29 protein-coding genes and 1 tRNA gene are annotated in these 22,647 nt (G+C 64.0%); 10 read left to right on the top strand and 20 right to left on the bottom strand.

Going from position 1 to position 22,647, the window contains the following annotated elements:
* Positions 1-2: 2 nt before the first annotated feature.
* The gene (locus tag DK874_RS03545; protein ID WP_114312652.1) at positions 3-383 is read left to right on the top strand and encodes a c-type cytochrome; all 381 of its coding nucleotides are present in this window, start codon (positions 3-5) and stop codon (positions 381-383) included.
* Here DK874_RS03545 and ilvD read toward each other — a convergent pair.
* From ilvD to leuC, 9 genes are read right to left on the bottom strand one after another with little or no spacing between them, the layout of a single operon-like run.
* Positions 380-2,047 (bottom strand): dihydroxy-acid dehydratase, encoded by a 1,668-nt coding sequence (ilvD, locus tag DK874_RS03540; RefSeq protein ID WP_114312651.1) that lies wholly within the window; start codon positions 2,045-2,047, stop codon positions 380-382. The two genes, DK874_RS03545 and ilvD, sit on opposite strands and share 4 nt — an antisense overlap.
* Positions 2,044-2,778 (bottom strand): SDR family NAD(P)-dependent oxidoreductase, encoded by a 735-nt coding sequence (locus DK874_RS03535; RefSeq protein ID WP_114312650.1) that lies wholly within the window; start codon positions 2,776-2,778, stop codon positions 2,044-2,046. Before DK874_RS03535 ends, ilvD begins: the two co-directional genes overlap by 4 nt.
* Positions 2,775-3,308: a Uma2 family endonuclease gene (locus tag DK874_RS03530; protein ID WP_114312649.1), complete on the bottom strand. Its 534-nt coding sequence runs from the start codon at positions 3,306-3,308 to the stop codon at positions 2,775-2,777. The genes DK874_RS03535 and DK874_RS03530 overlap by 4 nt, the downstream gene beginning before the upstream one ends.
* Positions 3,305-3,838 carry a Uma2 family endonuclease gene (locus DK874_RS03525; protein ID WP_114312648.1) on the bottom strand — a complete coding sequence of 178 codons (534 nt, stop codon included), beginning with the start codon at positions 3,836-3,838 and terminating at the stop codon, positions 3,305-3,307. The genes DK874_RS03530 and DK874_RS03525 overlap by 4 nt, the downstream gene beginning before the upstream one ends.
* Positions 3,835-4,368: a Uma2 family endonuclease gene (locus DK874_RS03520; RefSeq protein WP_114312647.1), complete on the bottom strand. Its 534-nt coding sequence runs from the start codon at positions 4,366-4,368 to the stop codon at positions 3,835-3,837. The genes DK874_RS03525 and DK874_RS03520 overlap by 4 nt, the downstream gene beginning before the upstream one ends.
* Positions 4,365-4,904, bottom strand: a complete 540-nt coding sequence (locus DK874_RS03515; protein WP_114312646.1) for a Uma2 family endonuclease — start codon at positions 4,902-4,904, stop codon at positions 4,365-4,367. The genes DK874_RS03520 and DK874_RS03515 overlap by 4 nt, the downstream gene beginning before the upstream one ends.
* Positions 4,905-4,909: 5 nt before the next feature.
* A complete protein-coding gene (gene leuB / locus DK874_RS03510) occupies positions 4,910-5,947 on the bottom strand; it encodes a 3-isopropylmalate dehydrogenase (protein WP_114312645.1) in 1,038 nt (345 codons plus the stop codon).
* A complete protein-coding gene (leuD, locus tag DK874_RS03505) occupies positions 5,944-6,549 on the bottom strand; it encodes a 3-isopropylmalate dehydratase small subunit (protein ID WP_114312644.1) in 606 nt (201 codons plus the stop codon). Before leuD ends, leuB begins: the two co-directional genes overlap by 4 nt.
* A gap of 3 nt (positions 6,550-6,552) precedes the next feature.
* Complete coding sequence (gene leuC, locus DK874_RS03500) at positions 6,553-7,965, bottom strand: 3-isopropylmalate dehydratase large subunit (protein ID WP_114312643.1); 1,413 nt, start codon at positions 7,963-7,965, stop codon at positions 6,553-6,555.
* A gap of 170 nt (positions 7,966-8,135) precedes the next feature.
* On the opposite strand from leuC, the gene DK874_RS03495 reads away from it, so the two are divergent.
* From DK874_RS03495 to DK874_RS03475, 5 genes are all read left to right on the top strand, one after another.
* Positions 8,136-8,342 carry a hypothetical protein gene (locus DK874_RS03495; protein ID WP_114312642.1) on the top strand — a complete coding sequence of 69 codons (207 nt, stop codon included), beginning with the start codon at positions 8,136-8,138 and terminating at the stop codon, positions 8,340-8,342.
* A 45-nt stretch (positions 8,343-8,387) separates the two neighbouring features.
* Positions 8,388-8,474 (top strand) — tRNA-Leu (locus DK874_RS03490).
* A 41-nt stretch (positions 8,475-8,515) separates the two neighbouring features.
* Positions 8,516-9,529: a tryptophan--tRNA ligase gene (gene trpS / locus DK874_RS03485; protein ID WP_114312641.1), complete on the top strand. Its 1,014-nt coding sequence runs from the start codon at positions 8,516-8,518 to the stop codon at positions 9,527-9,529.
* Positions 9,526-10,245: a chromosome segregation protein ScpA gene (locus tag DK874_RS03480; RefSeq protein ID WP_240307599.1), complete on the top strand. Its 720-nt coding sequence runs from the start codon at positions 9,526-9,528 to the stop codon at positions 10,243-10,245. Before trpS ends, DK874_RS03480 begins: the two co-directional genes overlap by 4 nt.
* Positions 10,238-10,807 carry a Uma2 family endonuclease gene (locus DK874_RS03475; RefSeq protein ID WP_114312706.1) on the top strand — a complete coding sequence of 190 codons (570 nt, stop codon included), beginning with the start codon at positions 10,238-10,240 and terminating at the stop codon, positions 10,805-10,807. The genes DK874_RS03480 and DK874_RS03475 overlap by 8 nt, the downstream gene beginning before the upstream one ends.
* Positions 10,808-10,889: 82 nt before the next feature.
* On the opposite strand, the gene DK874_RS12090 is transcribed toward DK874_RS03475, so the two are convergent.
* The 6 genes from DK874_RS12090 to DK874_RS03445 form a co-directional block, all read right to left on the bottom strand.
* A complete protein-coding gene (locus DK874_RS12090; protein ID WP_114312640.1) occupies positions 10,890-11,252 on the bottom strand; it encodes a type II secretion system protein in 363 nt (120 codons plus the stop codon).
* Positions 11,253-11,468: 216 nt separating this feature from the next.
* A complete protein-coding gene (locus DK874_RS03465) occupies positions 11,469-13,133 on the bottom strand; it encodes a competence protein ComZ (protein ID WP_114312639.1) in 1,665 nt (554 codons plus the stop codon).
* A 12-nt stretch (positions 13,134-13,145) separates the two neighbouring features.
* The gene (locus DK874_RS03460) at positions 13,146-13,850 is read right to left on the bottom strand and encodes a PilW family protein (protein ID WP_114312638.1); all 705 of its coding nucleotides are present in this window, start codon (positions 13,848-13,850) and stop codon (positions 13,146-13,148) included.
* Complete coding sequence (locus DK874_RS03455; RefSeq protein WP_114312637.1) at positions 13,847-14,407, bottom strand: type IV pilus modification PilV family protein; 561 nt, start codon at positions 14,405-14,407, stop codon at positions 13,847-13,849. Before DK874_RS03455 ends, DK874_RS03460 begins: the two co-directional genes overlap by 4 nt.
* Entirely contained in the window at positions 14,404-14,874 is a 471-nt protein-coding gene (locus DK874_RS03450; protein ID WP_240307597.1) for a GspH/FimT family protein, read from the bottom strand. Before DK874_RS03450 ends, DK874_RS03455 begins: the two co-directional genes overlap by 4 nt.
* 51 nt (positions 14,875-14,925) lie before the next feature.
* Positions 14,926-15,396 carry a GspH/FimT family protein gene (locus DK874_RS03445; RefSeq protein WP_114312635.1) on the bottom strand — a complete coding sequence of 157 codons (471 nt, stop codon included), beginning with the start codon at positions 15,394-15,396 and terminating at the stop codon, positions 14,926-14,928.
* A 64-nt stretch (positions 15,397-15,460) separates the two neighbouring features.
* Between DK874_RS03445 and DK874_RS03440 the strand changes: the two genes are divergently transcribed.
* Positions 15,461-16,651, top strand: coding sequence for a thiolase family protein (locus tag DK874_RS03440; RefSeq protein WP_114312634.1), 1,191 nt, complete (start codon positions 15,461-15,463; stop codon positions 16,649-16,651).
* Here DK874_RS03440 and DK874_RS03435 read toward each other — a convergent pair.
* The 4 genes from DK874_RS03435 to DK874_RS03420 form a co-directional block, all read right to left on the bottom strand.
* Positions 16,648-16,956 (bottom strand): DUF503 domain-containing protein, encoded by a 309-nt coding sequence (locus tag DK874_RS03435; protein WP_114312705.1) that lies wholly within the window; start codon positions 16,954-16,956, stop codon positions 16,648-16,650. The two genes, DK874_RS03440 and DK874_RS03435, sit on opposite strands and share 4 nt — an antisense overlap.
* Positions 16,957-17,013: 57 nt before the next feature.
* Entirely contained in the window at positions 17,014-17,112 is a 99-nt protein-coding gene (locus tag DK874_RS11835; protein ID WP_240307595.1) for a hypothetical protein, read from the bottom strand.
* A 146-nt stretch (positions 17,113-17,258) separates the two neighbouring features.
* Complete coding sequence (locus DK874_RS03425) at positions 17,259-17,570, bottom strand: nucleotidyltransferase family protein (protein WP_114312633.1); 312 nt, start codon at positions 17,568-17,570, stop codon at positions 17,259-17,261.
* A gap of 39 nt (positions 17,571-17,609) precedes the next feature.
* Positions 17,610-20,075 carry a BamA/OMP85 family outer membrane protein gene (locus DK874_RS03420; protein WP_114312632.1) on the bottom strand — a complete coding sequence of 822 codons (2,466 nt, stop codon included), beginning with the start codon at positions 20,073-20,075 and terminating at the stop codon, positions 17,610-17,612.
* 45 nt (positions 20,076-20,120) lie between these two features.
* On the opposite strand from DK874_RS03420, the gene DK874_RS03415 reads away from it, so the two are divergent.
* Genes DK874_RS03415 through DK874_RS03405 form a run of 3 tightly spaced genes read left to right on the top strand, consistent with a single transcriptional unit; the run spans position 20,121 to position 22,047 of the window.
* Complete coding sequence (locus tag DK874_RS03415; RefSeq protein ID WP_114312631.1) at positions 20,121-20,948, top strand: purine-nucleoside phosphorylase; 828 nt, start codon at positions 20,121-20,123, stop codon at positions 20,946-20,948.
* 3 nt (positions 20,949-20,951) lie between these two features.
* Complete coding sequence (locus DK874_RS03410; RefSeq protein WP_114312630.1) at positions 20,952-21,587, top strand: YggS family pyridoxal phosphate-dependent enzyme; 636 nt, start codon at positions 20,952-20,954, stop codon at positions 21,585-21,587.
* 7 nt (positions 21,588-21,594) lie between these two features.
* Positions 21,595-22,047, top strand: a complete 453-nt coding sequence (locus DK874_RS03405) for a DivIVA domain-containing protein (RefSeq protein WP_114312629.1) — start codon at positions 21,595-21,597, stop codon at positions 22,045-22,047.
* Here the strand turns inward: DK874_RS03405 and DK874_RS03400 are convergent.
* On the bottom strand, positions 21,989-22,594 hold the full coding sequence (locus tag DK874_RS03400; RefSeq protein WP_439144803.1) for a YdcF family protein: 606 nt from the start codon (positions 22,592-22,594) through the stop codon (positions 21,989-21,991). The two genes, DK874_RS03405 and DK874_RS03400, sit on opposite strands and share 59 nt — an antisense overlap.
* Positions 22,595-22,647: the final 53 nt, after the last annotated feature.

Genomic DNA, 22,647 nt, shown 5'->3' with positions numbered 1-22,647 from the left:
TCATGAGGAAACTTCTCCTTCTTCTCCTTTTGGGCCAGGGCCTGGCCTGGGCCCAAGGAGTGGAAGGGCTATGGGCCAAAACCTGCGCCGTCTGCCACGGGGACAAGGCCCAGGGGACACGGTCGTATCCGGGGCTACTAGGGGCAGCCCCCCTCTTCGCCACCCCCGAGGGCAGGCGGTACCTGGTGCTGGTGGTCCTCTACGGCAAAAAGGGGGAGGCGGGGCTTATGCCCGGCTTCGCCCAGCTCAAGGATGAGGAGCTGGCCGCCCTTTTGAACCACCTAAGGGCCCTTCTCCAGGCCAAGGGGGAGGCCTTTACGGCGGAGGAGATCCGCCGGGAGCGGGGCCTAAACCTCACTCCCGACAAGGTGAAGCGCCCTTAAAGGGGGTCTTCCAGGACCGCCCCCTCATCCGCCTGCCGCACCAGGGCGGCATAGCGGGCGAAAACCCCGTGGGTGAAGGCGGGCGGCCGGGGTTGCCAGCGCTCCTGGCGTTTCTTTAGCTCCTCATCGGGTAGAAGCACTTCCAGGAGGCGCCTCTCCACGTCGATCCGCACCCGGTCCCCTTCCTCCAACAGGGCGATGGGCCCTCCCACGAAGGCTTCGGGGGCCACGTGGCCGATCATCAGCCCCCTTGTGCCCCCGGAGAAGCGGCCGTCGGTGAGGAGGGCCACCTCGGGGCCCAGGCCTTCGCCCACGATGGCGCTGGTGACGGAAAGCATCTCCGGCATGCCGGGAGCCCCCTTGGGCCCCACGTAACGGATCACCACCACGTCCCCGGGGCGAATCTCCTTGCCCAGGACCTTTTCCATGGCGGCCTCCTCGGAGTCAAAGACCCGGGCCGGCCCCTCGAAGTAGGTGCGTTCGGTGCCGGCCAGCTTCAAGACCGCTCCTCTTGGGGCCAGGTTGCCCCTAAGGACCACCAGGCCTCCTTGTGGTTTTAAGGCCTTTTCCACCGGGAAGACCACCTTCTGCCCCTCCGCCTCCCGGTAGGCCCGCTCCACCTCCTCGGCCAGGGTATGGCCGGTGAGGGTCCTTTCCTCCCCATAGAGAAGCCCCGCCTCCAGAAGCTTTTTAAAGACCAAGGCGGTGCCCCCGGCCTCGTAGAGTTCCCAGGCGGTGTAGGTGCCCCAGGGGCGGAGATCGGCGATCACCGGAGTCTTGCGGGAAACCTGATCAAAGTCGTCCAGGGAAAGCTCCACCCCCGCCTCCTTGGCGATGGCCAGCAGGTGGAGCACGGCGTTGGTGCTTCCTCCCGTGGCGGCCACGGCGGCGATGGCGTTGAGGAAGCTTCTTCGGGTGAGGAAGTCTTGGGGTTTCCAGTCCTGCTCTATGGCCCGGGCCAGGATGCGGCCCGCTTCCCGGGTGGCCTTGGGCTTTTCCGGGTGCACGGCGGGGATGGCGTTGTAGCCCACGGGGGAAAGGCCCAGGGCCTCGAGGGCCATGGCCATGGTGTTGGCGGTGTACTGGCCGCCACAGGCCCCGGGGCCGGGGATGGCCCGGCGCTCAATCTCCAAAAGTTCCTCGTCGGTGATCTTTCCCGCAGCCCTCTGCCCCACCGCTTCAAACACGGAGACGATGGTGAGCTTCCTTCCCCCCCACTCCCCGGGGGCGATGGTACCCCCGTAGAGGACCATGCCGGGCACCCCACTGCGGATCACCCCCATGGCCCCGCCGGGGATGGTCTTGTCGCAGGCGGAGAGGACCACCATCCCGTCGTAGAGGTAACCCTGGGCCACCAGCTCCACGCTGTCGGCGATCACCTCCCGGCTCACCAGGCTGGCCCGCATCCCGGGGGTGCCCATGCTGATGCCGTCGGAGATGGCGGGGGCCCCGAACTCAAAGGGGAAGACCCCGGCCTCCTTAAGCCCCGCCTTCACGTCCAGGGCCAGCTGGCGGAGGTGGTAGTTGCAGGGCATGCCATCGGTGAAGGTGTTCACCACCCCCACGAAGGGCCTGGAAAAGTCCTCGTCCCCCACGCCCACCGCCCGGAGCATGGAGCGGGCGGGGGCTTGCTGCAAGCCTTTCTTGATGCGGTCGGATCTCATGCGTCCCTCCAAGAAACGATCTTGCCATGGTGTTGCCGCGGTTTTTGCAGCAGGCGCACCAGGGCTTCCGCAGCTTTCTCTGGAGTAAGGAGGCGGCCTTCCTCCTTGTACCCGCGAAAAACCTGATGGAGCAGGGGAGCGGCGCTTCCCTGGGCCTCGCGGGCGGCCCGTTGCATGTCGGTCTCCACCACTCCGGGCCGGTAGATGAAGCAGGCGACCTCGGGCACCTCCGCCGCCAGCTGCCGGGCCAGGTGCTCCTCCGCCGCCTTGGCCACCGCATAGGCCCCGATGCCGGGAAGGTTGGACTCCGCTGCCCCAGAGCCCACATACACCGCCAGCCCTTCCCCCCTTTTCCGCAGAAGGGGGTAGGCGAAGCGGGCCAGTTGGTAGCCGGCGATGAGGTTGGCCTCGAGGACCTCCAAGAAGAGGGGCTCGGCCAGCTCATAGACCAAGGGCCCCGGGTGGAGGACGCCGGCGTTATGGATGTAGCCGTAAAACCCCCCTAGGCCCTCGGCCCTCCGCACCAGCTCTTGGGCCACCTGGGCCTGGCCGGCGCTTCCCGCCACCGCCTCCGCCTTGGCCCCCAGGGCGCGAACCTCCTCCGCCACCTCCCTCAAGGGGCCTTCCGAGCGGGCGTTCAACACCAGGTCGTAGCCGGATCGGGCCAGCTCCAAGGCCAGGGCCCGGCCGATCCCGCGGCTGGCCCCGGTGAGGATCAGGGTCTTCCTCATAGGAGTTCCTCCACGGGGATCTCCACCCCCATGAAGGCCAGGGTCTCGCCCGGCCCCAGGGTCCTCGCCTCCTTGTAGCCTCCCTCCCCCGGCTCCCTATGCACCAGGACCCTTCCCCCTTCCAGGTCCACCACCCAGACCTCGGGCACCCCCGCTTTGGCGTAGAGGGGGACCTTCACCCCCAGGTCGTGGTGGAGGGAGGTCTCCGCCACCTCCACCACCAAAAAGGCCTCGTGCCCTTGGGGCAGGTGGTCCTCGTAAAAGTCCGCCCGGGGGCGGAGGAGGGCGAGGTCGGGATAAAGCTCCGAATCCCCTACCCCTAAGGGGCTTTGCACAAAGAGGATGGCCTTATGGGGCACGAGGGGGCTGAAGAGGGCGGTAAGCTTAGCTACCTTGGCGGCGTGGCGTTTCCCAATGGGGCTCATCTCCAAAAGCTCTCCTTCCACCAGTTCCAGCCTGAGGTCCTCGGGGAAGACCCTGGCCTCCACCATGCGGTGGAACTCCTCCAGGGAGATCCGGTGGCGGGTCACGGCAGCACCTCCCTCACGGGGACCTTGAGCCCCAGGATTTCCAGCTCGCCTTCCTCCAGGACTTCCTGGTGGCCGAAGCCCTCCCCGGTGGGCTTGCGGAAAACGTGTACCCGGTTCCGTGCCAGGTCCACCACCCAAACCTCGGGCACCCCCGCTTTGGCGTAGAGGGGGACCTTCACCCCCAGGTCATGCTCCAAGGAGGTCTCGGCCACCTCCACCACCAAGAGGGCGTCTGGACCTTCAGGTAAGCGGTTCCGGTAGCGGGTCCGGGGGGGTGTGAGCAGGACCAGGTCAGGGTAGACCTCGGTGGTGGGGCCGAGCACCAGCGGGTTTTGCACGGAAAGGACCGCCTTTCCCACCAAAGGAGCCAGGAGGTCCACCAGGGTGTTGAGGGCGTAGGCGTGTTTTTTGCCGACCGGGCTCATGGTTACGATCTCCCCCTCCAAAAGCTCCACCCGGGCGTCCTCGGGGAGGATGCCGGCTTCGGCCATGCGGTGGAAGTCCTCCAGGGAGAAGAGGTAACGGGTCATGGTAGGACCTCCTTTACCGGTATCCTGAGCCCCAGGATTTCCAGCTCGCCCCCTTCCAAGGCATGCCGTTCCTGGTACCTCCCTCCCCGGGGTTTGCGGAAAACGTGCACCTTACGGTGCACCAGGTCCACCACCCAGACCTCGGGCACCCCGGCTTGGGCGTAGAGGGAGGACTTGATGTTGAGGTCGTAATCCAAGGAAGCCTCAGCTACCTCCACCACCAAGAGGACCTCTTGGCCCAGGGGATGGCGGTGGGGGCTATCCCCTTGAGGGGGGAGGAGGACCAGGTCGGGATAGAGCTCGGAGTTGCCCACCACCAAGGGGTTTTGTACGGAAAGGAGGGCCTTGTTCTCCTGGGCCAAGGGGGCTAGCAAGCTGGTGAGCCTGCGCACCACATAAGCGTGCTTGGGGCCAATGGGGCTCATCTCCAAAAGCTCTCCTTCCACCAGTTCCAGCCTGAGGTCCTCGGGGAAGACCCCGGCCTCCACCATGCGGTGGAACTCCTCCAGGGAGATCCGGTGGCGGGTCACGGCAGCACCTCCTTCACGGGGACCTTGAGCCCCAGGATTTCCAGCTCGCCTTCCTCCAGGACTTCCTGGTGGCCGTAGCCCTCGCCGGTGGGCTTGCGGAAAACGTGCATCCGGTCCCGCATCAGGTCCACCACCCAGACCTCGGGCACCCCCGCTTTGGCGTAGAGGGGGACCTTTACCCCCAGGTCATGCTCCAAGGAGGTCTCGGCCACCTCCACCACCAAGAGGGCGTCTTGGGCCTCTGGGATCCGGTCCCGGTAGAAGTCCTCCCGGTAGGCGAGGAGGGCGAGATCGGGCTGGGGTTCGCTTTCCGGGGAGAGCCTTAAGGGGTCTTGAATCTGCAGGAGGGCTTTCCTTCCTTGTTGCAGAGGGAAAAGAAGGTCCATAAGGCGTTTGACTGTGGCCATGTGGCGTTTGCCCACGGGGCTCATGGTTAGGATCTCCCCCTCCACCAGCTCCACCCGGGCGTCCTCGGGGAGGATGCCGGCTTCGGCCATGCGGTGGAAGTCCTCGGCGCTGAAGCGGTAGCGGAGCATTTTCCCTATTTTAGCCGGCGGAGCACCTCCTGGGTGAAGGCCTCCGTGCCCGCCTGGCCTCCCAGGTCCGGCGGGGGCGCCTCGAGGAGCGCCCTCGCCACGGCCCCTTCCACCCTTCTCGCCAGCTCCACCAGGCCGAAGGCGTGCTCCAGCATCATGGCGGCGGAGAGGATGGCGGCGGTGGGGTTGGCGATGCCCTTGCCGGCGATATCGGGGGCGGAGCCATGCACCGGCTCAAAGACCGGGGTGCCCCGGCCCAAGGAGGCGGAAGGCAGAAGCCCCAAGGAGCCGGGGAGCACCGAGGCCAGGTCGGAAAGGATATCCCCGAAGATGTTCCCCGTCACCACCACGTCAAAGCGGGCGGGGTTTTTCACCAGGTGCATGGCCATGGCGTCCACGTACTGGTGTTCCAGGGAAACATCGGGGAAGTGCTGGCGCACCTCCTCCACGGTTTTGCGCCAGAACTCCCCCACCTCCAGCACGTTGGCCTTGTCCACGCTGGTCACGTGCTTGCGCCGCTTTCTGGCCGCCTGGAAGGCCACCTGGGCCACCCGTTCCACCTCGGGCTTGCTGTAGCGCTCCGTGTTCCAGGCTTCGGCTTCCGACATCCCCCGGGGCTCCCCGAAGTAGATCCCACCCGTGAGCTCCCGCACGATGAGCACATCCACCCCGCGGGCGATCTCCTCCTTGAGGGGCGAAAGCCGCTCCAGCCCGGGGAAAACCTTGGCGGGGCGCAGGTTGGCGAAAAGGTCCTGGCTCTTCCTGAGGGCCAGGAGCCCGGTTTCCGGGCGGATCCTGCGGGGAAGGTTATCCCATTTAGGTCCCCCCACGCTTCCCAAAAGCACCGCCTGGGCCGCCTCCACCCCCCTTTGCGTGGGCTCGGGGAAGGGCTCGCCGAACTGGTCTATGGCGGCCCCCCCGAAGGGATAAACCTGGTAGCTAAGGCCAAGCCCATGGGCCTCGTCCAGGGCCTTAAGGACCCTTAGGGCGGCCTCGGTCACCTCGGGGCCAATGCCATCCCCCGGTAAAACCGCAATCCTCACTCTGACCTCCTGGGGTAGGGAAGGCGGCGGTCAAACTGGTCCAGAAGCTCCCCCGCCTGAAGAAGCTCCCCAATGGGGTCCCAAAGGCCTTCCACCAAGGCCTCCCGGGCCTCCTCGGGGATGGAGAGAGGGGCGGTGCGGCTGCCGAAGCGCACCTCCTTGTTCACCAGGTCCACCTCCACCTCGAGGTCCGGATCCTGCTCCACCGCCTGGAAGAGGACCGCCAGATCCTCTGGGGCCAAGGTCACGCAGGGAAGGCCGATGGCCGTGGCGTTGCCAAAGAAGATCTCCGCAAAGCTTTCCCCGATGATGGCCCGAAACCCTGCCCGCTTGATGGCCTGGGGAGCGTGCTCCCGGCTACTTCCGGAACCGAAACCCGCCTCCACCAAGAGGATGCTGGCCCCTTGGTAGCGGGGGTCGTTCAAGGGGTGGGGCTTGGGCTCCCCCTTCTCGTCAAACCGCTCATCGTAGAAGAGGTACTTCCCAAGCCCCTCAAAGGTGAGCACCTTCATGAAGCGGGCGGGGATGATGCGGTCCGTGTCGATGTCCTCGCCCCTAAGGGGTACCACCCGGCCGCGGATCACGGTGAACTTCTCCAGCATGGTTTACCTCCCAATCCCAAACACTTCCCGGGCATCGGCGATCTCGCCCGTCACCGCCGCCGCCGCTACCATCAGGGGGCTCATGAGCACCGTGCGCCCCTTTGGGCTTCCCATCCTTCCCTTGTAGTTGCGGTTGGAGGAGCTGGCGGCAAGCTCGTCCCCTTGCAGGCGGTCGGGGTTCATGGCCAGGCACATGGAGCACCCCGGGTTCCGCCACTCAAATCCCGCCTCCCGGAAGACCTCGGCGATGCCTTCCTCCTCCGCCTTCCTGGCCACCCACTCCGAGCCCGGCACCACCAGGGCCCGCACCCCCCTTTTCACCTTGTGGCCCTTCAGGTGGCGGGCCACCTCGCGGAGGTCGGAAAGCCTGGCGTTGGTGCAGCTGCCGATGAAGGCCACCTGGATGGGCACCCCTTTGATGGGTTGCCCGGGCCTAAAGCCCATGTAGGCCAAGGCCTCCTCGGCCAGAGGCCTTTCCTCAGGGGGAAGCTCCTCTAAGAGGGGAATCCGCCCATCTATGGGCAGGGCTTGGCCGGGGTTGATCCCCCAGGTGACCGTGGGGGGGATCTCCTCCGCCCGGAAGGTGACCACGTCATCGTAGGTGGCGTCAGGGTCGGAGGCCACGGCCCGCCAGCGCCTTTTGGCCTCCTCCCACTCTGCCCCCTTGGGGCTATAGGGGCGGCCCTCGAGGTAGGCGAAAGTGGTCTCGTCGGGGTTCACGTAGCCGATGCGAGCCCCACCTTCAATGGACATGTTGCAAAGGGTCATGCGGCTTTCCATGTCCATGGCCTCCACCGTGCTTCCCCCGTACTCGTAGGCGTAGCCCAAGCCTCCCTTCACCCCCAGGTGGCGGATGATGTGCAGGATCACGTCCTTGGCGTAAACCCCTGGGGCAAGCTTCCCCTCTATGTTGATGCGCCGTACCTTCAGCTTCCTTGCCGCCAGGGTCTGGGTGGCGAGGACGTCCCGCACCTGGCTGGTGCCGATGCCAAAGGCCACGGCGCCGAAGGCCCCGTGGGTGGAGGTGTGGGAGTCCCCGCAGGCGATGGTCATCCCCGGCTGGGTGAGGCCCAGCTGGGGGCCGATCACGTGGACAATGCCCTGGTTGCCGCTTCCCAGGTCAAAAAAGGTGACCCCGTGCTCCTTTGTGTTTTGTCTGAGGGCTTCCAGCATGCTCTGGGCCAAGGGGTCCTGGAAGGGCTCGGTGCGGTCGTGGGTGGGGACGATGTGATCCACGGTGGCGAAGGTGCGGTGGGGGTAACGTACCCTAAGGCCCAAGTCCTTCAGCATGCCGAAGGCCTGGGGGCTCGTGACCTCGTGGAGGAGGTGCAGGTCGATGAAAAGCTGGCTTTGCCCGTTCTTGAGCCTTCGCACCTCGTGAGCCTCCCAAACCTTCTCGTAAAGCGTTTTTCCCATGCTCCCTCCCGTTATAAAAACTCCCCGGGTCCTTGGGCCCGGGGGAAGGCGACAAGGCTTCCCTAAGCCGGGCCCGCCCGGCCTAGGTCTAGCAGGAAGCCCCGCCGCATTGCCCTATAGCCTACGCTTCCTTTGTCCCGGGGTCAAGGGCTATGCTAGCCTTAAGTCAGATGACCACCGAGGAGCGGCTTTACAAGTTGGAGGGCATTGTGGAAGGGGTGATGGCCACCCTTCCGGAGCGCATAACTTCTCTGGAAACCCGCATGGACCTCCTGCGCCATGAGCTCAAGGGCGACATCAACACCGCCTTAAACCGCCTCATGCTCTACCTAAGTGCCCTGGCGGTGATCCTGGCCCTCCTTACCCTCCTGCGCTAGGGCTTGACGGGGATAGGGGCCTTCCGTACAATGACCCTTGCGTCTGCCGGGGTGGCGGAATTGGTAGACGCGCACGATTCAGGGTCGTGTGTCCGCGAGGACGTGCGGGTTCAAGTCCCGCCCCCGGCACCAAAAGGCCCCGCTTAGGCGGGGTTTTTGCTATTCTTAGGGGCATGACGCGGGTTCTTTCCGGCATCCAGCCCTCGGGGGAGATCCACATCGGCAACTACCTGGGGGCCATCAAGCAGTGGGTGGAGCTGGGGGAGAGGTTGGGGCGGGAGGCGTTCTTCTGCATCGTGGACTACCACGCCCTCACCAACCCCCTGGCCTACGACCCCTCTACCCTCGCCCAGCGCACCTTTGAGGCGGCTTTGGTGAACATGGCCGCCGGCCTCAACCCGGAGAAGGTCACCCTCTTTGTCCAGTCCCACGTGCCCGAGCACACGGAGCTTTCCTGGGTCTTCACCACCATCACCCCCTTGGGGGACCTCACCCGCATGACCCAGTTCAAGGACAAGGCCGCCAAGCAGGAGGCGGTCTGGAGCGGGCTTCTCATGTACCCGGTGCTCCAGGCGGCGGACATCCTCATCTACAAGGCGGACACCGTGCCCGTGGGGGAGGACCAGGTGCAGCACATTGAGCTCACCCGGGAGATCGCCCGCCGCTTCAACGCCCTCTTTGGGGAGACCTTCCCCGAACCCGAGGCCCTCCTCAACCCCGAGGCCCCCAGGGTGCCGGGCATAGACGGCAAGGCCAAGATGAGCAAATCCCTGGGGAACACCATCGGCCTCTTGGAGGACGAAAGGAGCATCTGGGAGAAGATCCGCCACCTGCCCGACGATCCCCAGCGCATCCGCCTCGCCGACCCCGGGGACCCGGGGCGCACCGTGGTCTTCACCTACCTTTCCTACTTTGCCCCCAAGGAGCTGGTGGAGGCTTTGAAGGAGGAATACCGGAAGGCGGGGATCGGGACCCTGGTGGTGAAGCGCATCCTCTTTGAGGAGATGATGAAGGTCCTCCGCCCCATCCGCGAGCGGGCGGAGGAGCTGAGGAAGGACCCCGACTACGTGATGGATGCCCTTTTGGAAGGGGCCAAGCGGGCCCGGGCCGTGGCCCAGGCCACCATGGAGGAGGTGCGGGAGAAGGTGGGGCTTCTTCTCCCCACGAAGCGCCCGGTGCTTTCGTGATTCGCTTGGAGTTCCCCGGGTTTTCCGGCACGCCCCAGGAGTTGCGGGAGGCCCTTAGGCGGGGGCGTGTTTCCCCCAGGGCCTTGCCCGTGCTTGCCCTCGTAGAGCAGGCCCTTTCCCAGGTCCCCGAGGACCTAAGGGCCAGGAGCGAGCTCCTGCCCATCCTGGCGGAGTTGCTGGTCCTGAGGCTTTCCCCGGAAAGGGCCCTTGCCCCCAGGGAGGAAGGGGAGGAGGCCTCCCTGGTGCGGGTGCTTTTGGACCTTTCGGAGACCGTGGCCTTTTTGCAGGAACGGCTGGAGAGGCGTTCCCGGCTCATCCCCGTCTCCCCACCCCCCCTTCCCAGGCCCGGCCTCCGCCTCCCCCCCAGGGCCCTGGCCGAGGCGGCCAGGCCCTTTAGAAAGGCCGTCTTGGCCCTGGGCCGGGAAGGCTTTGGCCTCATGGAGGCCTGGGCCCGGATCAGGGGCTTTTTAAAGGGGCGCCTTCCCTTCCACCGGCTTCCCCTCAGGACCTGGGAGGAGAAGGCCATGGGCTTTGCCGCCCTTCTGGAGGCCTATCGGCTTGGGCGGGTAGGGCTGGAGCAGGAGGCGAACTTCGGCCCCCTTTGGGTGGAGGCCAAGGAGAGGCAGGAGGAAGCCTTTCTTCCCTCTCCCGCCCAACTGGGCTGGGAAGGGGGCTTCCTCGGGGGTGGGGTGGGTAGAATGGGTGGGGATGGGTGAGCCGGCCAAGCCCCTTAGGCAGTTAACCGCTGAGGAGTACCTGGCCTGGGAGGAGGCCCAGCCCGAGCGGCACGAGCTGGTGGAAGGGGTGCCCTTCGCCATGGCCGGGGCCACGGAGGCCCATAACCTCATTGTGGGCAACCTCTTCTATCGCTTGCGCCCAAAGGCCCAGGAGCGGGGTTGCCGGGTGTTTGTTTCCGAGATGCGCCTTAGGATTTCCCCGCACACCTTTTACTATCCCGATCTCATGGTGGTGTGCCAGGAGGATGCCCACCCCCTATACAAGGAAAGGCCTTGCCTGGTGGTGGAGGTCCTGTCCCAAAGCACAGAGGCCACCGACCGCCGGGAGAAGCTTTGGCGCTACCTAAGGCTTCCCAGCCTCCAGGGCTACCTCCTGGTGGATAGCCGTTACCCCCGGGTGGAGGTCTACTTCCGGGGGCCGGAAGGCTGGCTGTACCGTGCCTGGGGGCCGGAGGACGGAGAGGTGGAGGTCCCCTGCCTGGGGGTGGGGGTTTCCCTGGGGGAGATCTACGAGGGTGTGGAGCTAGGGGCTACTTCTTAGGCCGGGAGAGCATCCCACCCAATAAAACAAACACAAACACTGGGTGAACTTCTCGCCCACCCAGTGTATAGCCGAAGGAAGGCTACTGGCCGATAGTTTTGTTGGGACTGGTAGCGCCGCCGTATTCCACTGTAACTACCTGAGTAGTGGGGTCGTAGGTAACGTTACACGTAGTCAAAGTTGCGGGAGCCGTGCCAGCACTGTAGTTTCCAACGGTGTAGGATCCCAGGCAGCTTTTTTGGACATCGCCCTGGTCAATATTTGGGTCCTCAGCAATTGCAGCGTTGGCAACCTTGTAGACGTTTTGCGCGTAGGCTTCTTCCGCGCGGATTTGGGCTGTACGCCGAGCCTGGAGCAGGTTAGGTACCAGCACCGCCGCCAGGATGCCGATGATGGCGATGACGATCAGGAGCTCAATCAGGGTGAAGCCTTTTGCGTTACGCATACCTACTTACCTCCTTAAAGATTCCCGCGCTTTCATGTATGGCGCGGCCATGAGTGCCTGTTGCCGACTTGCCTACCTGCTGGGCTTACCCTTTATTAACCCCGCTCTCACCTCCTTTCACCCCGCATTCTCTTGGGTTTATCCCCTTCCTGTCAACCCCCCCTTTTGGGGGGTACAGCCTTAGGTTGGGGCGGGGGTGTGAAAGGGGTGTGAAAACTAACGCCGCTCGTAGGAGAGCACCTTAAAGGTTGGCACGCCACCTTTCAGGCTAGGCATAAGCACGGGACGGTTTTCTTGTGGGATGCGTATGTAAACCACCTCGGCCTTTTGGCCAGCGTTGCAATCAGTCTGGTTACCGGCGCTGGTGGTGCAGAACTGGTTGCTGATTACTGTACCGAAGAGAACGTTGTCCTTTACCACTCGGAAGGTTCCTCCAGCGTATACCGGGGCCATCACATAATGGCCTCTTTGGTAGACATCCTTCTCAGCGATAATGCCCAGTACATGATTGGGGAACTTCCCTTGGGAAGCATCGGGGAGAAGGTTACCGTTTATAACTAGACTGCCTCCCTGCCCGTTCTTGGCCAGTACAGCAAAGGTGGCCTTCTTTGCGCTCCCGGAAAGAGCCCTGTAGGCTATTGGCCGCTTAAAGACCACATTCAGCCCCTCTAGCGTTATGTCTCCGTATACCTCCAGAACCCCTTGCCCGCCGGAATACGAATACTTAAAGCCACCCAAGGTACCGTCCAGGCGGGTAAAGGTGCAATCTACGGTTCCCTGGTCCAGAGTAAGGGTTCCGGATTGCATAGCACTAAGGCATGAGGGATGGAGGGTAGCCTGGAGAGGCTGGAGTAAGTTTAGGGTGTTGCCTATCCGCTCTATCCGCAAAACCGCCTTATCCTGCAAGCAGGTGCGCCACGTGGAGTAACTACTACAAGTGTCCGAGTCTAGTTTTGCGTCCAAAGTGGGAAAGGGTGGGGGATTGGAGAGGTCAAAGGATCCCATGGCTTCGGTGCACACCCCCTTGTTGTTTTGGCAAACGTTTACGTTCTGCCCCGTGATATCTTGGCTACCCCTTCCTACGAAGACGCCCTTTACCTTGTTGTTGGGCTCACCAATGAGTGTGCTTCCTCCTACCGAAATTTTACCGTACTGCACGCGTACACTAGCGCAGAGGTCGTCAACCTGCTGGTAAGTGCTTTCGACTAGATTGGCGATGCCAGAATATGCAGCAAGGTTGTAATGGTTGAACAAGGTAAAATTGCCGTTGCTTTCGATCGCGTATTGATCAGGATTATTGGGGTCGCCCACAATGTAAATACCACCCCTTATAGTTGCTCCGCCGTTCAGCCACCTGTTGGCCTGGCCGGTTCCAGCAAAGATTGCTTGCTCCAGATAACCGCTGTTGCTCAGACGGAAAGTGGCTTGTACGGTCGCTTTGGCTCCGCTGGAAATACCCTGGGACACAAGGGTAAAGAGCTGACCGTCCTGGGCATCTCGGATCAGGGTAACCGTATACTGGCCAACAGGGTTTCCGTTGGTATCCAACACGTTTTCGTTTTGGGCCAGGACGATTCGGTTATCGGTAAAGGTAAGGAGGGTTCCGTTGCGATAAAGGTCTACACCCGTGACTAAGGAGGAGTAGCACCCAGCTCCCCCCCCGGTATTTATCTGCTGCTCACGCCAAACGTATTGTTGGAAAAGCACGGCTTTGTACTTCTGAAGACCCGCTTCGGCGGCATAGAAGGCCTGGACCGAGGTGGTGTCGTTTCTGGTAATCCAAAGCTCAATCTGGGTCCGAAAGAATGTGCCAAAGACCAGAAGGGCGATGAGGGCCATTAAGGCTAAGGTGGCTACTAGGGCAATGCCTTGCGTGCGCATACTTTCTCCTCCTTACTCAGGCAAGGGTTTCAGGTTGGGCAATAGCACTTCCTGCCTAAGGGCATAACAGCCGCGTCCTGCAGGACAGGCAACGCTTGCACCCGAAACCGTGGTAATCGTTTGGGGCCCGGCAGCCTTCATGGGGCTTAGCGAATACCCCACCACCTCTACGATGGCGGAGCGGGGGTAGGCATCGGAGCCGCAATCGGAGGTGTCCCGGCTTTGTCCGTTGCTACACAGATAGCGGATGTCTAAAGCGGCTATGCCGTCTGCTAAAGGTTGAAAAGAAGGGTCTGGTGCCAAACAGTCCCTTCCGCTGGTGGGGGTAGCATTTAGGTCGCTCCGTAGCAGGGTATCGCCCTGGAAGGCGTATTCCACGCTGCGGCAAGCTTGGCCGGAATCTCGCAGGCTGGTGACGTAGGAAATCTTAATAGAATCCTTGGGCCCGCCGTCTATTCCCTCCAAGACGTGCCCGCTAGGTAGCGTGAAACCTCTATTCTCAGCACCTTGGTTCCAATAGGTTGCCCCGGCCATCTGGAGGTCTCCGCTGACCACCTGCATCACCATACGCACCCGATCTTGAAGTTCGCTTCGGGCCTGGGTTTCCCGGGTTAGTTCGGCGTTGCTGGTGAAGTACCGTATGGCGAGGCCAAGAATCACCACCAGAATGGCCAAGGCCACCAGGACCTCTACCAGTGTGAAACCGCTATGCCTCATGGCCTACCTCCTCCGGGAGGGGGGCAGGGGGCGGGCTTGTCGTTAGTGGGAGAAGGATAGACGTCGTAGCAAGTTACCCGGCGGCCTATCGTGACCTGAGGACCGCGGTCATGCATGGCTGTAACCACGATGGTCACCACCCCTTCGCCTAAGATGCCACTCTCGCCAAAGATACGCCAGTCCACCTTGACGTTTCCCTGCTGTTCTTCCCCTTCGCAGGCTACGTTCCGAAGATTGTCGGTACTGTTTCCTCTGAGCTCAGGGGGAGGGTTTACTGAGGTGGGGCAACGATAGTAGTAATCCACAAAGTAGAAGCTCCGCCCGGTCTGGGGATCGTCTATTTTCGGGTCAGGTGAGGGAAGGATTTCGCTTTTTAGCACCTCGGCGGACTTCTGTTCCAACACCCTCACCGCGGCAGCCTTGGCATCGGTGGCGTAGCGGCTTTGGGCCGAAACCCGTAGGTTGGATAGCTGGCTCATGAGTAGCGCCCCAAAGGCAATGCCCAAAACAGCCAAAGCGATAAGGGTTTCCAGCAGGGTTAACCCTTGTCTTCTCATTGGATAGCCGCCCCCCCTTGCGGCAAGATCTGCACGGTTTTGCTATAGGTTCCTTGTCGGTTGCTGAGGGTTATCTCAATCTGGGTGAAGCTCGCGGGAACGCCCCGGGTGTCAAAAGTAAAGGAGGTTCCACCCGAAACCCCAGCCAGCCGAACCCGTGCCCAGTCCCCTTGGCCGAAGGTGACGGTTTGGATCGCTTCGTTGGCATCGTAGGTTCTGTTGCCATTCCTATCTACAAAGACCACGTACCCTCCGTTGCCAGTGGTAAAGAAGACCAAACCAGCGAAAGCGTTTTGCCGTATAGCCTCGAGCCTGGCCCGGGTCACCTGGGCGGCTAGGGACTGGGCCGCCTGGTTCACCGCCTGGCGGTCGGGGTTGAGGATACCGGCGCTTAGGCTTAGCACCACCCCCAAGACCGCCAAGAGGACGAGAAGCTCAATCAAGGAAAGACCTTGGCGCCCTCTCACGCTTCTCAGGGTAGCCCCTAGGTGGATGGTGGGCATCCCCCAAATGGGGGGTTACTCCACCCGGGCACGGCCTTGCTGGCTGATGACCACTTTACGGGTGGCGGTGCCGGAAGTGAGGCTTATGGTGCCGGTAATGGGTTTGGCGGGAAGGCCTCTGGGGTCAAACAGGATGGGCATATTGCCCAAAGTGCTTCGGCTGGGGTCCAACCGCACCCGGGCCCAGTCCCCCTGGCCGAGGCGTACCAGCTGCACCTCTTCGCCCGGGTCGTAAACCCGGTTCCCGTCTCGGTCCACGAAGACGGCATACCCCCCTGCGTCCTGGGTGAAGACCACCAGGCCAGCAAAGCTGTTTTGCCGGATGGCCTCCAACCTGGCCCGGGTAACCTGCGCCGCCAGGGAGCGGGCGGCGGTGTCCAGGGCCAAGCGATTGGGGGAAAGGAGGGGAAGGCCTAGCCCCAGCAACACCCCTAGGACCCCTAGGACAACCAATAACTCCAAAAGGGTAAGGCCTCGGCTGGTCATCTGGAGCCAGTATACCCATCGCTTACCAGGACCCTTGCCGCAGGAACCGGGGTATGATAGGCCCATGCAAGAGGTGTATATCGTTTCCGCGGTGCGCACCCCCATCGGAAAGTTTGGGGGGGCGTTTAAGGACGTAAGCCCGGTGGAGCTGGGGGCCCACGCCATGCGAGCGGCCCTGGCCCGAGCCGGGGTGGAGGGGAAGGCCTTGGACCTCTACGTGTTCGGCAATGTGCTGAGAGCCGGGCACGGGCAGCTACTGCCCCGGCAGGCGGCCCTGAGGGCGGGCATCCCCAAGGAGGTGGACGGGTACCAGGTGGACATGGTCTGCGCCTCGGGGATGATGGCGGTGATGAACGCCGTGCAGTTCCTGCGCACGGGGGAGGCCCACCTGGTCCTGGCCGGGGGGATGGAGTCCATGAGCCAGGCGGGGTTTTACCTCTCCCATAGGGCCAGGTGGGGGTACAAGTTCCTCATGGGGGCGCCGGAAAACCTCCAGGATATCTTGCTCCGGGACGGTCTATCGGACCCGTTTTCGGGCGAGGCCATGGGGGAGCAGGCGGAGAGGCTGGCCCAGGACCATGGGGTATCCCGGGAGGAGGTGGACCAGGTGGCCTACCACTCCCACCGGCGGGCGGCGGAGGCCACGGAGAAGGGGTGGTTTGCCCGGGAGATGGCCCCCATGGAGCTTCCCGGGAAGAGGGGGAGGGTGGTGGTGGACCGGGACGAGGGCATCCGCCCCGAGACCACCTTGGAGTCCTTGGCGGCCCTGAAGCCCGCCTTCAAGGAGGATGGCATCCTCACCGCCGGGAACGCCAGCCAGATTTCCGACGGGGCGGCGGCCCTCCTTTTGGCCTCGGAGGAGGCGGTGAAGGCCCATGGCCTCAAGCCCCTGGCCCGGGTGCTGGGAGGGGCCTGGGCGGCGGGGGAGGCTTGGCGCTTCCCCGAGGCTCCCATTCCGGCGGTGAAGCGTCTTTTGGACCGGCTGGGCATGGGGACCAAGGACTTCGGCCTCTTTGAGAACAACGAGGCCTTTGCCCTGAATAACGTCCTCTTCCACCGGCTTCTGGGGGTGCCCTATGAGCGCCTGAACGTCTTCGGGGGGGCGGTGGCCTTAGGCCACCCCATCGGGGCCAGCGGGGCCAGGATCCTGGTCACCCTCTTGAATGCCCTGGAGGTCAAGGGGGAGGAGCGGGGTCTGGCGGCCATCTGCCACGGGACCGGGGGGTCCACGGCCTTGGCGGTGGAGCGGGTCTAGACCAAGCCGTCTAGGTCTATGGCCTCCAGGTGAAACGCCTCCAGGGCTACCCGGAAAGCCCCCTGGTAGGCCAGAAAGCGGGCGGCCTCCCTGAGGGTTTCCTCCACCCAGGCGGGGTCGTTGCCCAGAAGGCTCAGGCCCACCACCTCAAAGCCCCAGGCGTCCAGGCCGTAGAGCCGGGCGGCGCTAACGGGAAAGCGGGCCTTGACCCGCTCCAGGGCCGGCTTGATGAGGGCGCGCTTTTCCTTGAGGCTACGGGCCGGGGTTTCCAGCCTTGCGGTGTAGAGGCCTAGGTAGGCTTTCATGGCAGGGACGCCCAGGGGCGTCAAGGATAGTTTGCGGTAGGCCGAGCTTTGGCGCAACTATGACCCCTTTTCTTCCTCCACCAAAATGGCTTCCAGATGCTGGATGAGAACGGGTATGTCCTTGTGGGCGATGGCAGCCACGATTTCCATGTCCACGTCAGAATATTCATGGATAAGCCGGTTGCGAAGGTCAGCGATGCTGCGCCGGGATATCTTGGGGGGCTAAGGCCGCAAGGTCTACCTGCAGGGATAGCTCCTGGATTCTCTGGGCGGCATCCCGCATATGGAGGAGGCGGGTTCGGTCAGAAAGGTTCCGTTTCCTCATAGAGGGGGCGGGCCTCCTTAAGAACCTCTTCCCGGAAGTAACGGCTTAGGCTTCGTGGTGTGTGGAGATCTACCCGCCTGCCCAGGAGGCGGGAAAGCTCGTTTTCCAGGGCCAGGAAGTCCAGGCCCGGTACCTTGCCGGGTTGGAACTCAACCAAAAGGTCCAGGTCGCTTTCCGCATCTGCTTCTCCCCGGGCAAAGGAACCGAACACCCAAAGGCGCCGTACGCCAAAGCGGCTGCACACTTGGGCGAGGGCTTTTGGGGTAGGGCCTAGGACCTCTTGGGCCACGGGCCCATTGTAGCGCAAAAGAGGGCTTCCCCAAAGGCCTTAGAACATGGGCCCGATGCGGAAGTGGAGCCTTCCCGTGGGGCTTTCCGGGCTAAAGGCGTAGTCCAGGCGCAAGGAGGGAAGAAGGGCCCCGAAGAGGTCCAGGTCCAGCTGGAAGCCCAGGCCTGCCCCCCACTTGACCCCGCCGGTGTTGTCGGCAAGCCCCAAGTCGGTGAAGAGGATGCCGTAGAGGTTGGTGCCCCCCTGGGGGGAGAGGCGGAAGTCGTAGCGGTACTCCACGCTCCCCGTGGCGAAGGAAAGCCCCCCGTACTTGCGGTCCTCGTAGCCCCTTAGGAGGAAGGCCTCGGCCCCACCCCCGGAGAGGAAGAAGCGCTCGCTTTCCGGGGGAAAGCCCAAAAGGGTGCCGGCGGAGAGGCGGAAGGCCAGGGCCTGGCGCCTTTCCTCGTCCAGAGGCAGGTAGGTCTTCCCTGTGGCCACCAAGGGCACGAAGAAGCTCCGCCCCCCCGTGTCGGGGAAGGAAAGGCCCAAGCCGGTGCTGAGGCTTGCCTCGTAGCCCTGGGTGCGAAAGCGGGGGTTGTCCACATCGGTGTAGGTGAGTCCGGTGTCCAGCCTCAGGGTCCAGCCGGGGGTGGGGAGGAGGCTTCGGGCCAGGGTGGGGTTCTTGTACCCGGTGCCGTCGCAGTACTTGGGGTCGTTGGGATCGCTGACGGCGGGGTTGCAGGGGGCGTTGGGGTCATAGACCTCGAGGGCATACGTGGACCGCCGGGCGGAAAGCCCCAAGGAGAGGCGCAGGTTCTCCAAGTCCTGGGAGAAGGGGCGGGAGAGGGAGAAGCTGGCCCCGGTGCGGCGTTCCGTGTACTCCCAGCCGGTCTCGGTGCTCCCGTCCAAAAGCTTGTTGTTGCCGATGGGGGTGGAGAAGAGGCTAAAGGAGAGGCTGGTGCGCACCTCCTGGAGGTCCAGGTAGTCCAGGTAGAGCCAGGGGATGGTGTAGCTGGCGGAGAGGGAGAGGTTGTCCTTGGCGTCGTTTTGCACGAAGGCCAGGTCCACCCCCACCTGGTGGGCCAGGCCGAAGAGGTTGGTCTCCTTGAAGGAGACGCTTCCCGACCAGCCCTCCAAGGAGCTCCAGCCCAAGGCGGGCTGGAAGAGCCCGGTGCGGGCCTCCTTCAGGGAGAGGACCACCAGCACCTGGTCCTCCTTTTCCCCAGGGGCCAGGCCCACCCGGGGGGGCTCGGAAAGAAGCCCCGTGGCCATGAGGCGGGCGATGGCTTGGCGCAGGGCGGGCACGCTGAAGAGGCTTCCCGGCTTGGGAAGCTCCCTGAGGATCACCTCCTCCTGGGTGCGGTGCTCCCCCTGCCACTCCAGGCGGTAGCCCCCGATTCTAAGCTCCAGCACCTGCAAGCGGAAAACCCCCTCCTGAAAGCCATAGCGCACGTCGGCCACCTCGTAGCCCCTTTCCTGGTAGTAGCTGGCGATGCGCCGTGCGTCCTCCTGGGCCAAGGCGGGGGTGTAGACCTCGCCGGGCTTAAGCCGGAGGAGGCCCAGGAGGGTTTGCGTGGGGAAAGCGGTGTTGCCGCTTAGCTCCACCCGCTCGATCACCCCCCCTTCCGGGCCCAGCTGGAGCTGGACCACTACCCCCTCCCCCTCGGGGGTGAGGGTGAAGTTCACCACCCGGGAAAGCCTCTTGGAAAGGGCCTGCACCCCTTCCAGGAGGAGGTCATAGCGCAGGTAATCCCCGGGCTTCAGGGGGAAACCCGTTAGGTCCAAACCTTCTCCCTCCAGGCGCACCACCTTAGGCTCCCGCACCACCACGGTGAGGAGGCCCGCCTCGAGGCGGCTTTCCTGGGCATCGGGGCCGCTAAAGCGGTAGCCCGCCCGCTCGTAGCGGGCGGCCAAGGCCCTAAGGGCCTCCTGGTACTTGGCGAAGTCAAAGGGGCCCTTCAGGGGCTCCAGGGTCTTGAGGAGCTCGGACTCAGGCAGAAGGCTCACCCCCCTGAGGCGCACCTCCTTCACCTCCGGGCTTTCCTCCACCCGGAAGGTGAGGAGCATCTTGCCCCCTTGCTCCTTGGCCTCCACCTCCACCTTGGGGGTAAAGGGGAAGCCGTTTTGCCGGTAGGCCTCGGCCAAGGCCTTGGCCGCTTCCCCGGCCCTTATGGGGTTATAGGTGGCCTCTTTGCCGATGGCGAAGTTCTGCTCCAGAAAGTGCAAGAGGACCTCCTGGGGGAAGGCTTTGCCCTCCACCTGCACCTGGCCGATGGGGGGGTAGGGGGTGAGGAGGACCTTAAGGACATCCCCTTCCAGCCGCACCTCCACCCCTTGGAAGTACCCGGTGGCCAGGAGGGCCTTCTTGGCCTCCTCGAGGTTCCCCGGCTCATCCCCCACGCCAAAGGGCAAGGCGGCCCGGGCCAGGGCCTGGAGAACGGGATCGCCGCCTTCCACCACCACCTCGCGGATGGGGGCGGCCAGGGCCATGAGGCCCAAGAGGACCAGGGCAAAAAGCCGTTTCATGGCGGAAAGCTTACCAGAGGCGGGTGAAGGGGGCGTGAGAGTAGAATGTCCGCCATGGAGGTCTACGAGAAGATCCAGGAGGCGGTGGCCTACATTCGTTCTAAGACGGGCTTCGTGCCGGAGGTGGGGATTGTCTTGGGCTCGGGGCTTGGCCCCTTGGCGGAGGAGGTGGCCAAGGAGGCGGAGATCCCCTACGGGGAGATTCCCCACTTTCCCCTTTCCACCGCCCCCGGGCACGCGGGGAGGCTGGTCCTGGGGGAGCTTGAGGGCAAACGGGTTCTGGTCTATCAGGGCCGGGTCCACTACTACGAGGGCTATAGCCCCGAGGAGGTGGTCTTCCCCGTGCGGGTGGGGTATTTCCTGGGGGCCAAGACCTTTATCCTCACCTCGGCGGCGGGGGGGTTAAACCCCAGGTTCCAGGCCGGGGGGATCATGCTCCACCTGGACTACCTGAACGTGACCGGGGTCAACCCCCTAAGGGGGAAAAACGACGAGCGCTTAGGCCCCCGTTTCCCGGTGATGTTTGAGGCCTATGACCCCGCCCTGATAGAGCTTGCCCGCAAGGTGGCCAGGAGGCAGGACCTGCACCTCTTTGAGGGGGTTTACGCCTGGTTTTTGGGCCCCAGCTTTGCCAGCCGGGCGGAACTGCGGATGCTTCGGGAACTGGGGGCGGATGCCATCGGCATGTCCACGGTGCCCGAGGTCATCGCCTTAAGGCATTTGCGGGCCAGGGTCTTGGGCCTTTCCACCATCACGGACATGGCGGTGCCGGAAAGGGAGCACCACGCCACCGAGGAGGAGGTCCTGGCGGTGGCCGCCAAGACCGGCCCCGTCTTCCGCCGCTTGGTGCGGGGCATCCTGGCCGAGCTTTAGGCCATGGGGCTTCCCCAGGTACTGGAAGCCATGGAGGCCGCCTGCCGCCGCGCAAGCCGGGACCCCAAGGGGGTGCGCCTGGTGGCGGTGACCAAGGGGAGGAGCGTGGAGGAGATAAGGGAAAAGGTCCTCCGCTACGGCTCCTTTCCCTTGGGGGAAAGCCGGGTGCAGGAGGCCTTGGGGAAGATGGAGGCCCTCGAGGCCGAGTGGCACCTCATCGGCCCCCTGCAGCGCAACAAGGCCAAGTTCGCCCCCCATTTTGCCCTCATCCACTCCCTGGATTCCTTGCGCCTGGCGGAGGCCTTGGAGCGGGTGGGGGAGCGGGAGGGGGTTAGGCTTAAGGTGTTGGTGGAGGTGAACCTGGGCCGGGAACCCCAGAAGCACGGGTTTTTGGAGGAGGAACTCCCCGAGGCCCTGGCCCGCATACGGGAGATGGAGCACCTTGCGGTCCTCGGCTTCATGACCGTGCCTCCCATCGGGCCTGAAGGGGTGGTGCGCCCCATCTTCCGCCGGCTTTCGCAGCTGGCTGACCGGTATGGCCTTCCCGAGCGCTCCATGGGCATGTCCGATGACTTCCCCATCGCCATTGAGGAGGGGGCCACCCTGGTGCGGGTGGGCCGGGCCCTTTTTGTAGACTGAAAGGCGCATGGACCTAACTCCCTTGGACATTCGCTACCAGGAGTTCCCCACCGGGCTTCGCGGCTACCAGAAGGAGGCGGTCAGGGCTTACCTAGCCCGGGTGGCCGAGGTCCTGGAAGGCCTCATCCGGGAGAACGAGGACCTTAGAAACCAGGTAAGGGCCCTGGAAGAGGAAAACGCCCGCCTGAAGGAAGCGGAAGGGGAGCTGAAGCGGGCGGTGGTGGCGGCGGAGCGCATCGCCCGCGAGCTCAAGGCCCAAGCGGAACGGGAGGCGGAGCTGATCAGGAAGGAGGCCTTGGCGGCCAAGGACCAGGTGCTAAGGGAAGCGGCGGAGGAGCTGAGGCGCCTTAAGGGGGAGGTGGAGCGGGCCAAGCAGGAGAAGTCCCTCTTCCTGGCCCAGTTCAGGGCCCTTTTGCAGGGGTACCTGGATTCCCTGAAGCGCTTGGAGGAAGGCTCTTGAGGCCGCCTCCCCCGGGAAAGGGCCTTAGGCCCAGGTAGAGCCAGAGGCGGTAGAGGGCTTCCCGGAGCCAGTAGGCGGGGGGGTATTCCCCGGGCACCGGGTACCCCTCGGCCTCCAGGCTTAGGAGCCGGGCGAGGAAAAGGGCCCGGGGCAGGTGGGGGGTGTCGGTGACCAGAAGGATGCGCCCAAAGAGGTGGGGCCTGAGGAAGAGGAGGTTCTCGTAGGTGGTTTGGCTTTGGGTTTCGCAGAGGAGGGCTTCCTGCGGCACCCCCTTGCTCCTGAGGTAGCGGCAGCCCACCTCCCCTTCGCTGTACCGGTCCCCGGGGAGCCTGCCCCCCGCCACCGCCACCCTGGAGGCGAGGCCCTTCTGGTAAAGGAGAAGGGCCGCCTCGAGGCGCCTTTCCAGGATGGGGGAGGGCCTTCCCCCATACTGGGCTGCTCCCAGGACCGCGATCCAGTCGTACCCCCCTCCCGTAGGGCCCGGCGGTGGCAGAAGGGAGGCGGCGAGGACAAGGAGGAAAAGGAAGGCCCAACGCACCTCCCCCAGGCTACCGGGTTTTTGGCCTTGGGGACACGGGGCCTTTCCTCTTTGCTATACTG

It is taken from the genome of Thermus caldifontis, assembly GCF_003336745.1.
Classification (GTDB): Bacteria; Deinococcota; Deinococci; order Deinococcales; family Thermaceae; genus Thermus; species Thermus caldifontis.
This window is presented reverse-complemented; position numbering and strand designations above follow the sequence as displayed.

Coding starts and splice junctions, on each gene's coding strand:
- DK874_RS03545 (WP_114312652.1), top strand. CDS start 3: ATGAGGAAACTTCTCCTTCTTCTCCTTTTGGGCCAGGGCCTGGCCTGG.
- ilvD (WP_114312651.1), bottom strand. CDS start 2,047: ATGAGATCCGACCGCATCAAGAAAGGCTTGCAGCAAGCCCCCGCCCGC.
- DK874_RS03535 (WP_114312650.1), bottom strand. CDS start 2,778: ATGAGGAAGACCCTGATCCTCACCGGGGCCAGCCGCGGGATCGGCCGG.
- DK874_RS03525 (WP_114312648.1), bottom strand. CDS start 3,838: ATGACCCGTTACCTCTTCTCCCTGGAGGACTTCCACCGCATGGCCGAA.
- DK874_RS03515 (WP_114312646.1), bottom strand. CDS start 4,904: ATGCTCCGCTACCGCTTCAGCGCCGAGGACTTCCACCGCATGGCCGAA.
- leuD (WP_114312644.1), bottom strand. CDS start 6,549: ATGCTGGAGAAGTTCACCGTGATCCGCGGCCGGGTGGTACCCCTTAGG.
- leuC (WP_114312643.1), bottom strand. CDS start 7,965: ATGGGAAAAACGCTTTACGAGAAGGTTTGGGAGGCTCACGAGGTGCGA.
- DK874_RS03495 (WP_114312642.1), top strand. CDS start 8,136: ATGACCACCGAGGAGCGGCTTTACAAGTTGGAGGGCATTGTGGAAGGG.
- trpS (WP_114312641.1), top strand. CDS start 8,516: ATGACGCGGGTTCTTTCCGGCATCCAGCCCTCGGGGGAGATCCACATC.
- DK874_RS03475 (WP_114312706.1), top strand. CDS start 10,238: ATGGGTGAGCCGGCCAAGCCCCTTAGGCAGTTAACCGCTGAGGAGTAC.
- DK874_RS12090 (WP_114312640.1), bottom strand. CDS start 11,252: ATGCGTAACGCAAAAGGCTTCACCCTGATTGAGCTCCTGATCGTCATC.
- DK874_RS03465 (WP_114312639.1), bottom strand. CDS start 13,133: ATGCGCACGCAAGGCATTGCCCTAGTAGCCACCTTAGCCTTAATGGCC.
- DK874_RS03460 (WP_114312638.1), bottom strand. CDS start 13,850: ATGAGGCATAGCGGTTTCACACTGGTAGAGGTCCTGGTGGCCTTGGCC.
- DK874_RS03455 (WP_114312637.1), bottom strand. CDS start 14,407: ATGAGAAGACAAGGGTTAACCCTGCTGGAAACCCTTATCGCTTTGGCT.
- DK874_RS03445 (WP_114312635.1), bottom strand. CDS start 15,396: ATGACCAGCCGAGGCCTTACCCTTTTGGAGTTATTGGTTGTCCTAGGG.
- DK874_RS03440 (WP_114312634.1), top strand. CDS start 15,461: ATGCAAGAGGTGTATATCGTTTCCGCGGTGCGCACCCCCATCGGAAAG.
- DK874_RS03435 (WP_114312705.1), bottom strand. CDS start 16,956: ATGAAAGCCTACCTAGGCCTCTACACCGCAAGGCTGGAAACCCCGGCC.
- DK874_RS03420 (WP_114312632.1), bottom strand. CDS start 20,075: ATGAAACGGCTTTTTGCCCTGGTCCTCTTGGGCCTCATGGCCCTGGCC.
- DK874_RS03415 (WP_114312631.1), top strand. CDS start 20,121: ATGTCCGCCATGGAGGTCTACGAGAAGATCCAGGAGGCGGTGGCCTAC.
- DK874_RS03410 (WP_114312630.1), top strand. CDS start 20,952: ATGGGGCTTCCCCAGGTACTGGAAGCCATGGAGGCCGCCTGCCGCCGC.
- DK874_RS03405 (WP_114312629.1), top strand. CDS start 21,595: ATGGACCTAACTCCCTTGGACATTCGCTACCAGGAGTTCCCCACCGGG.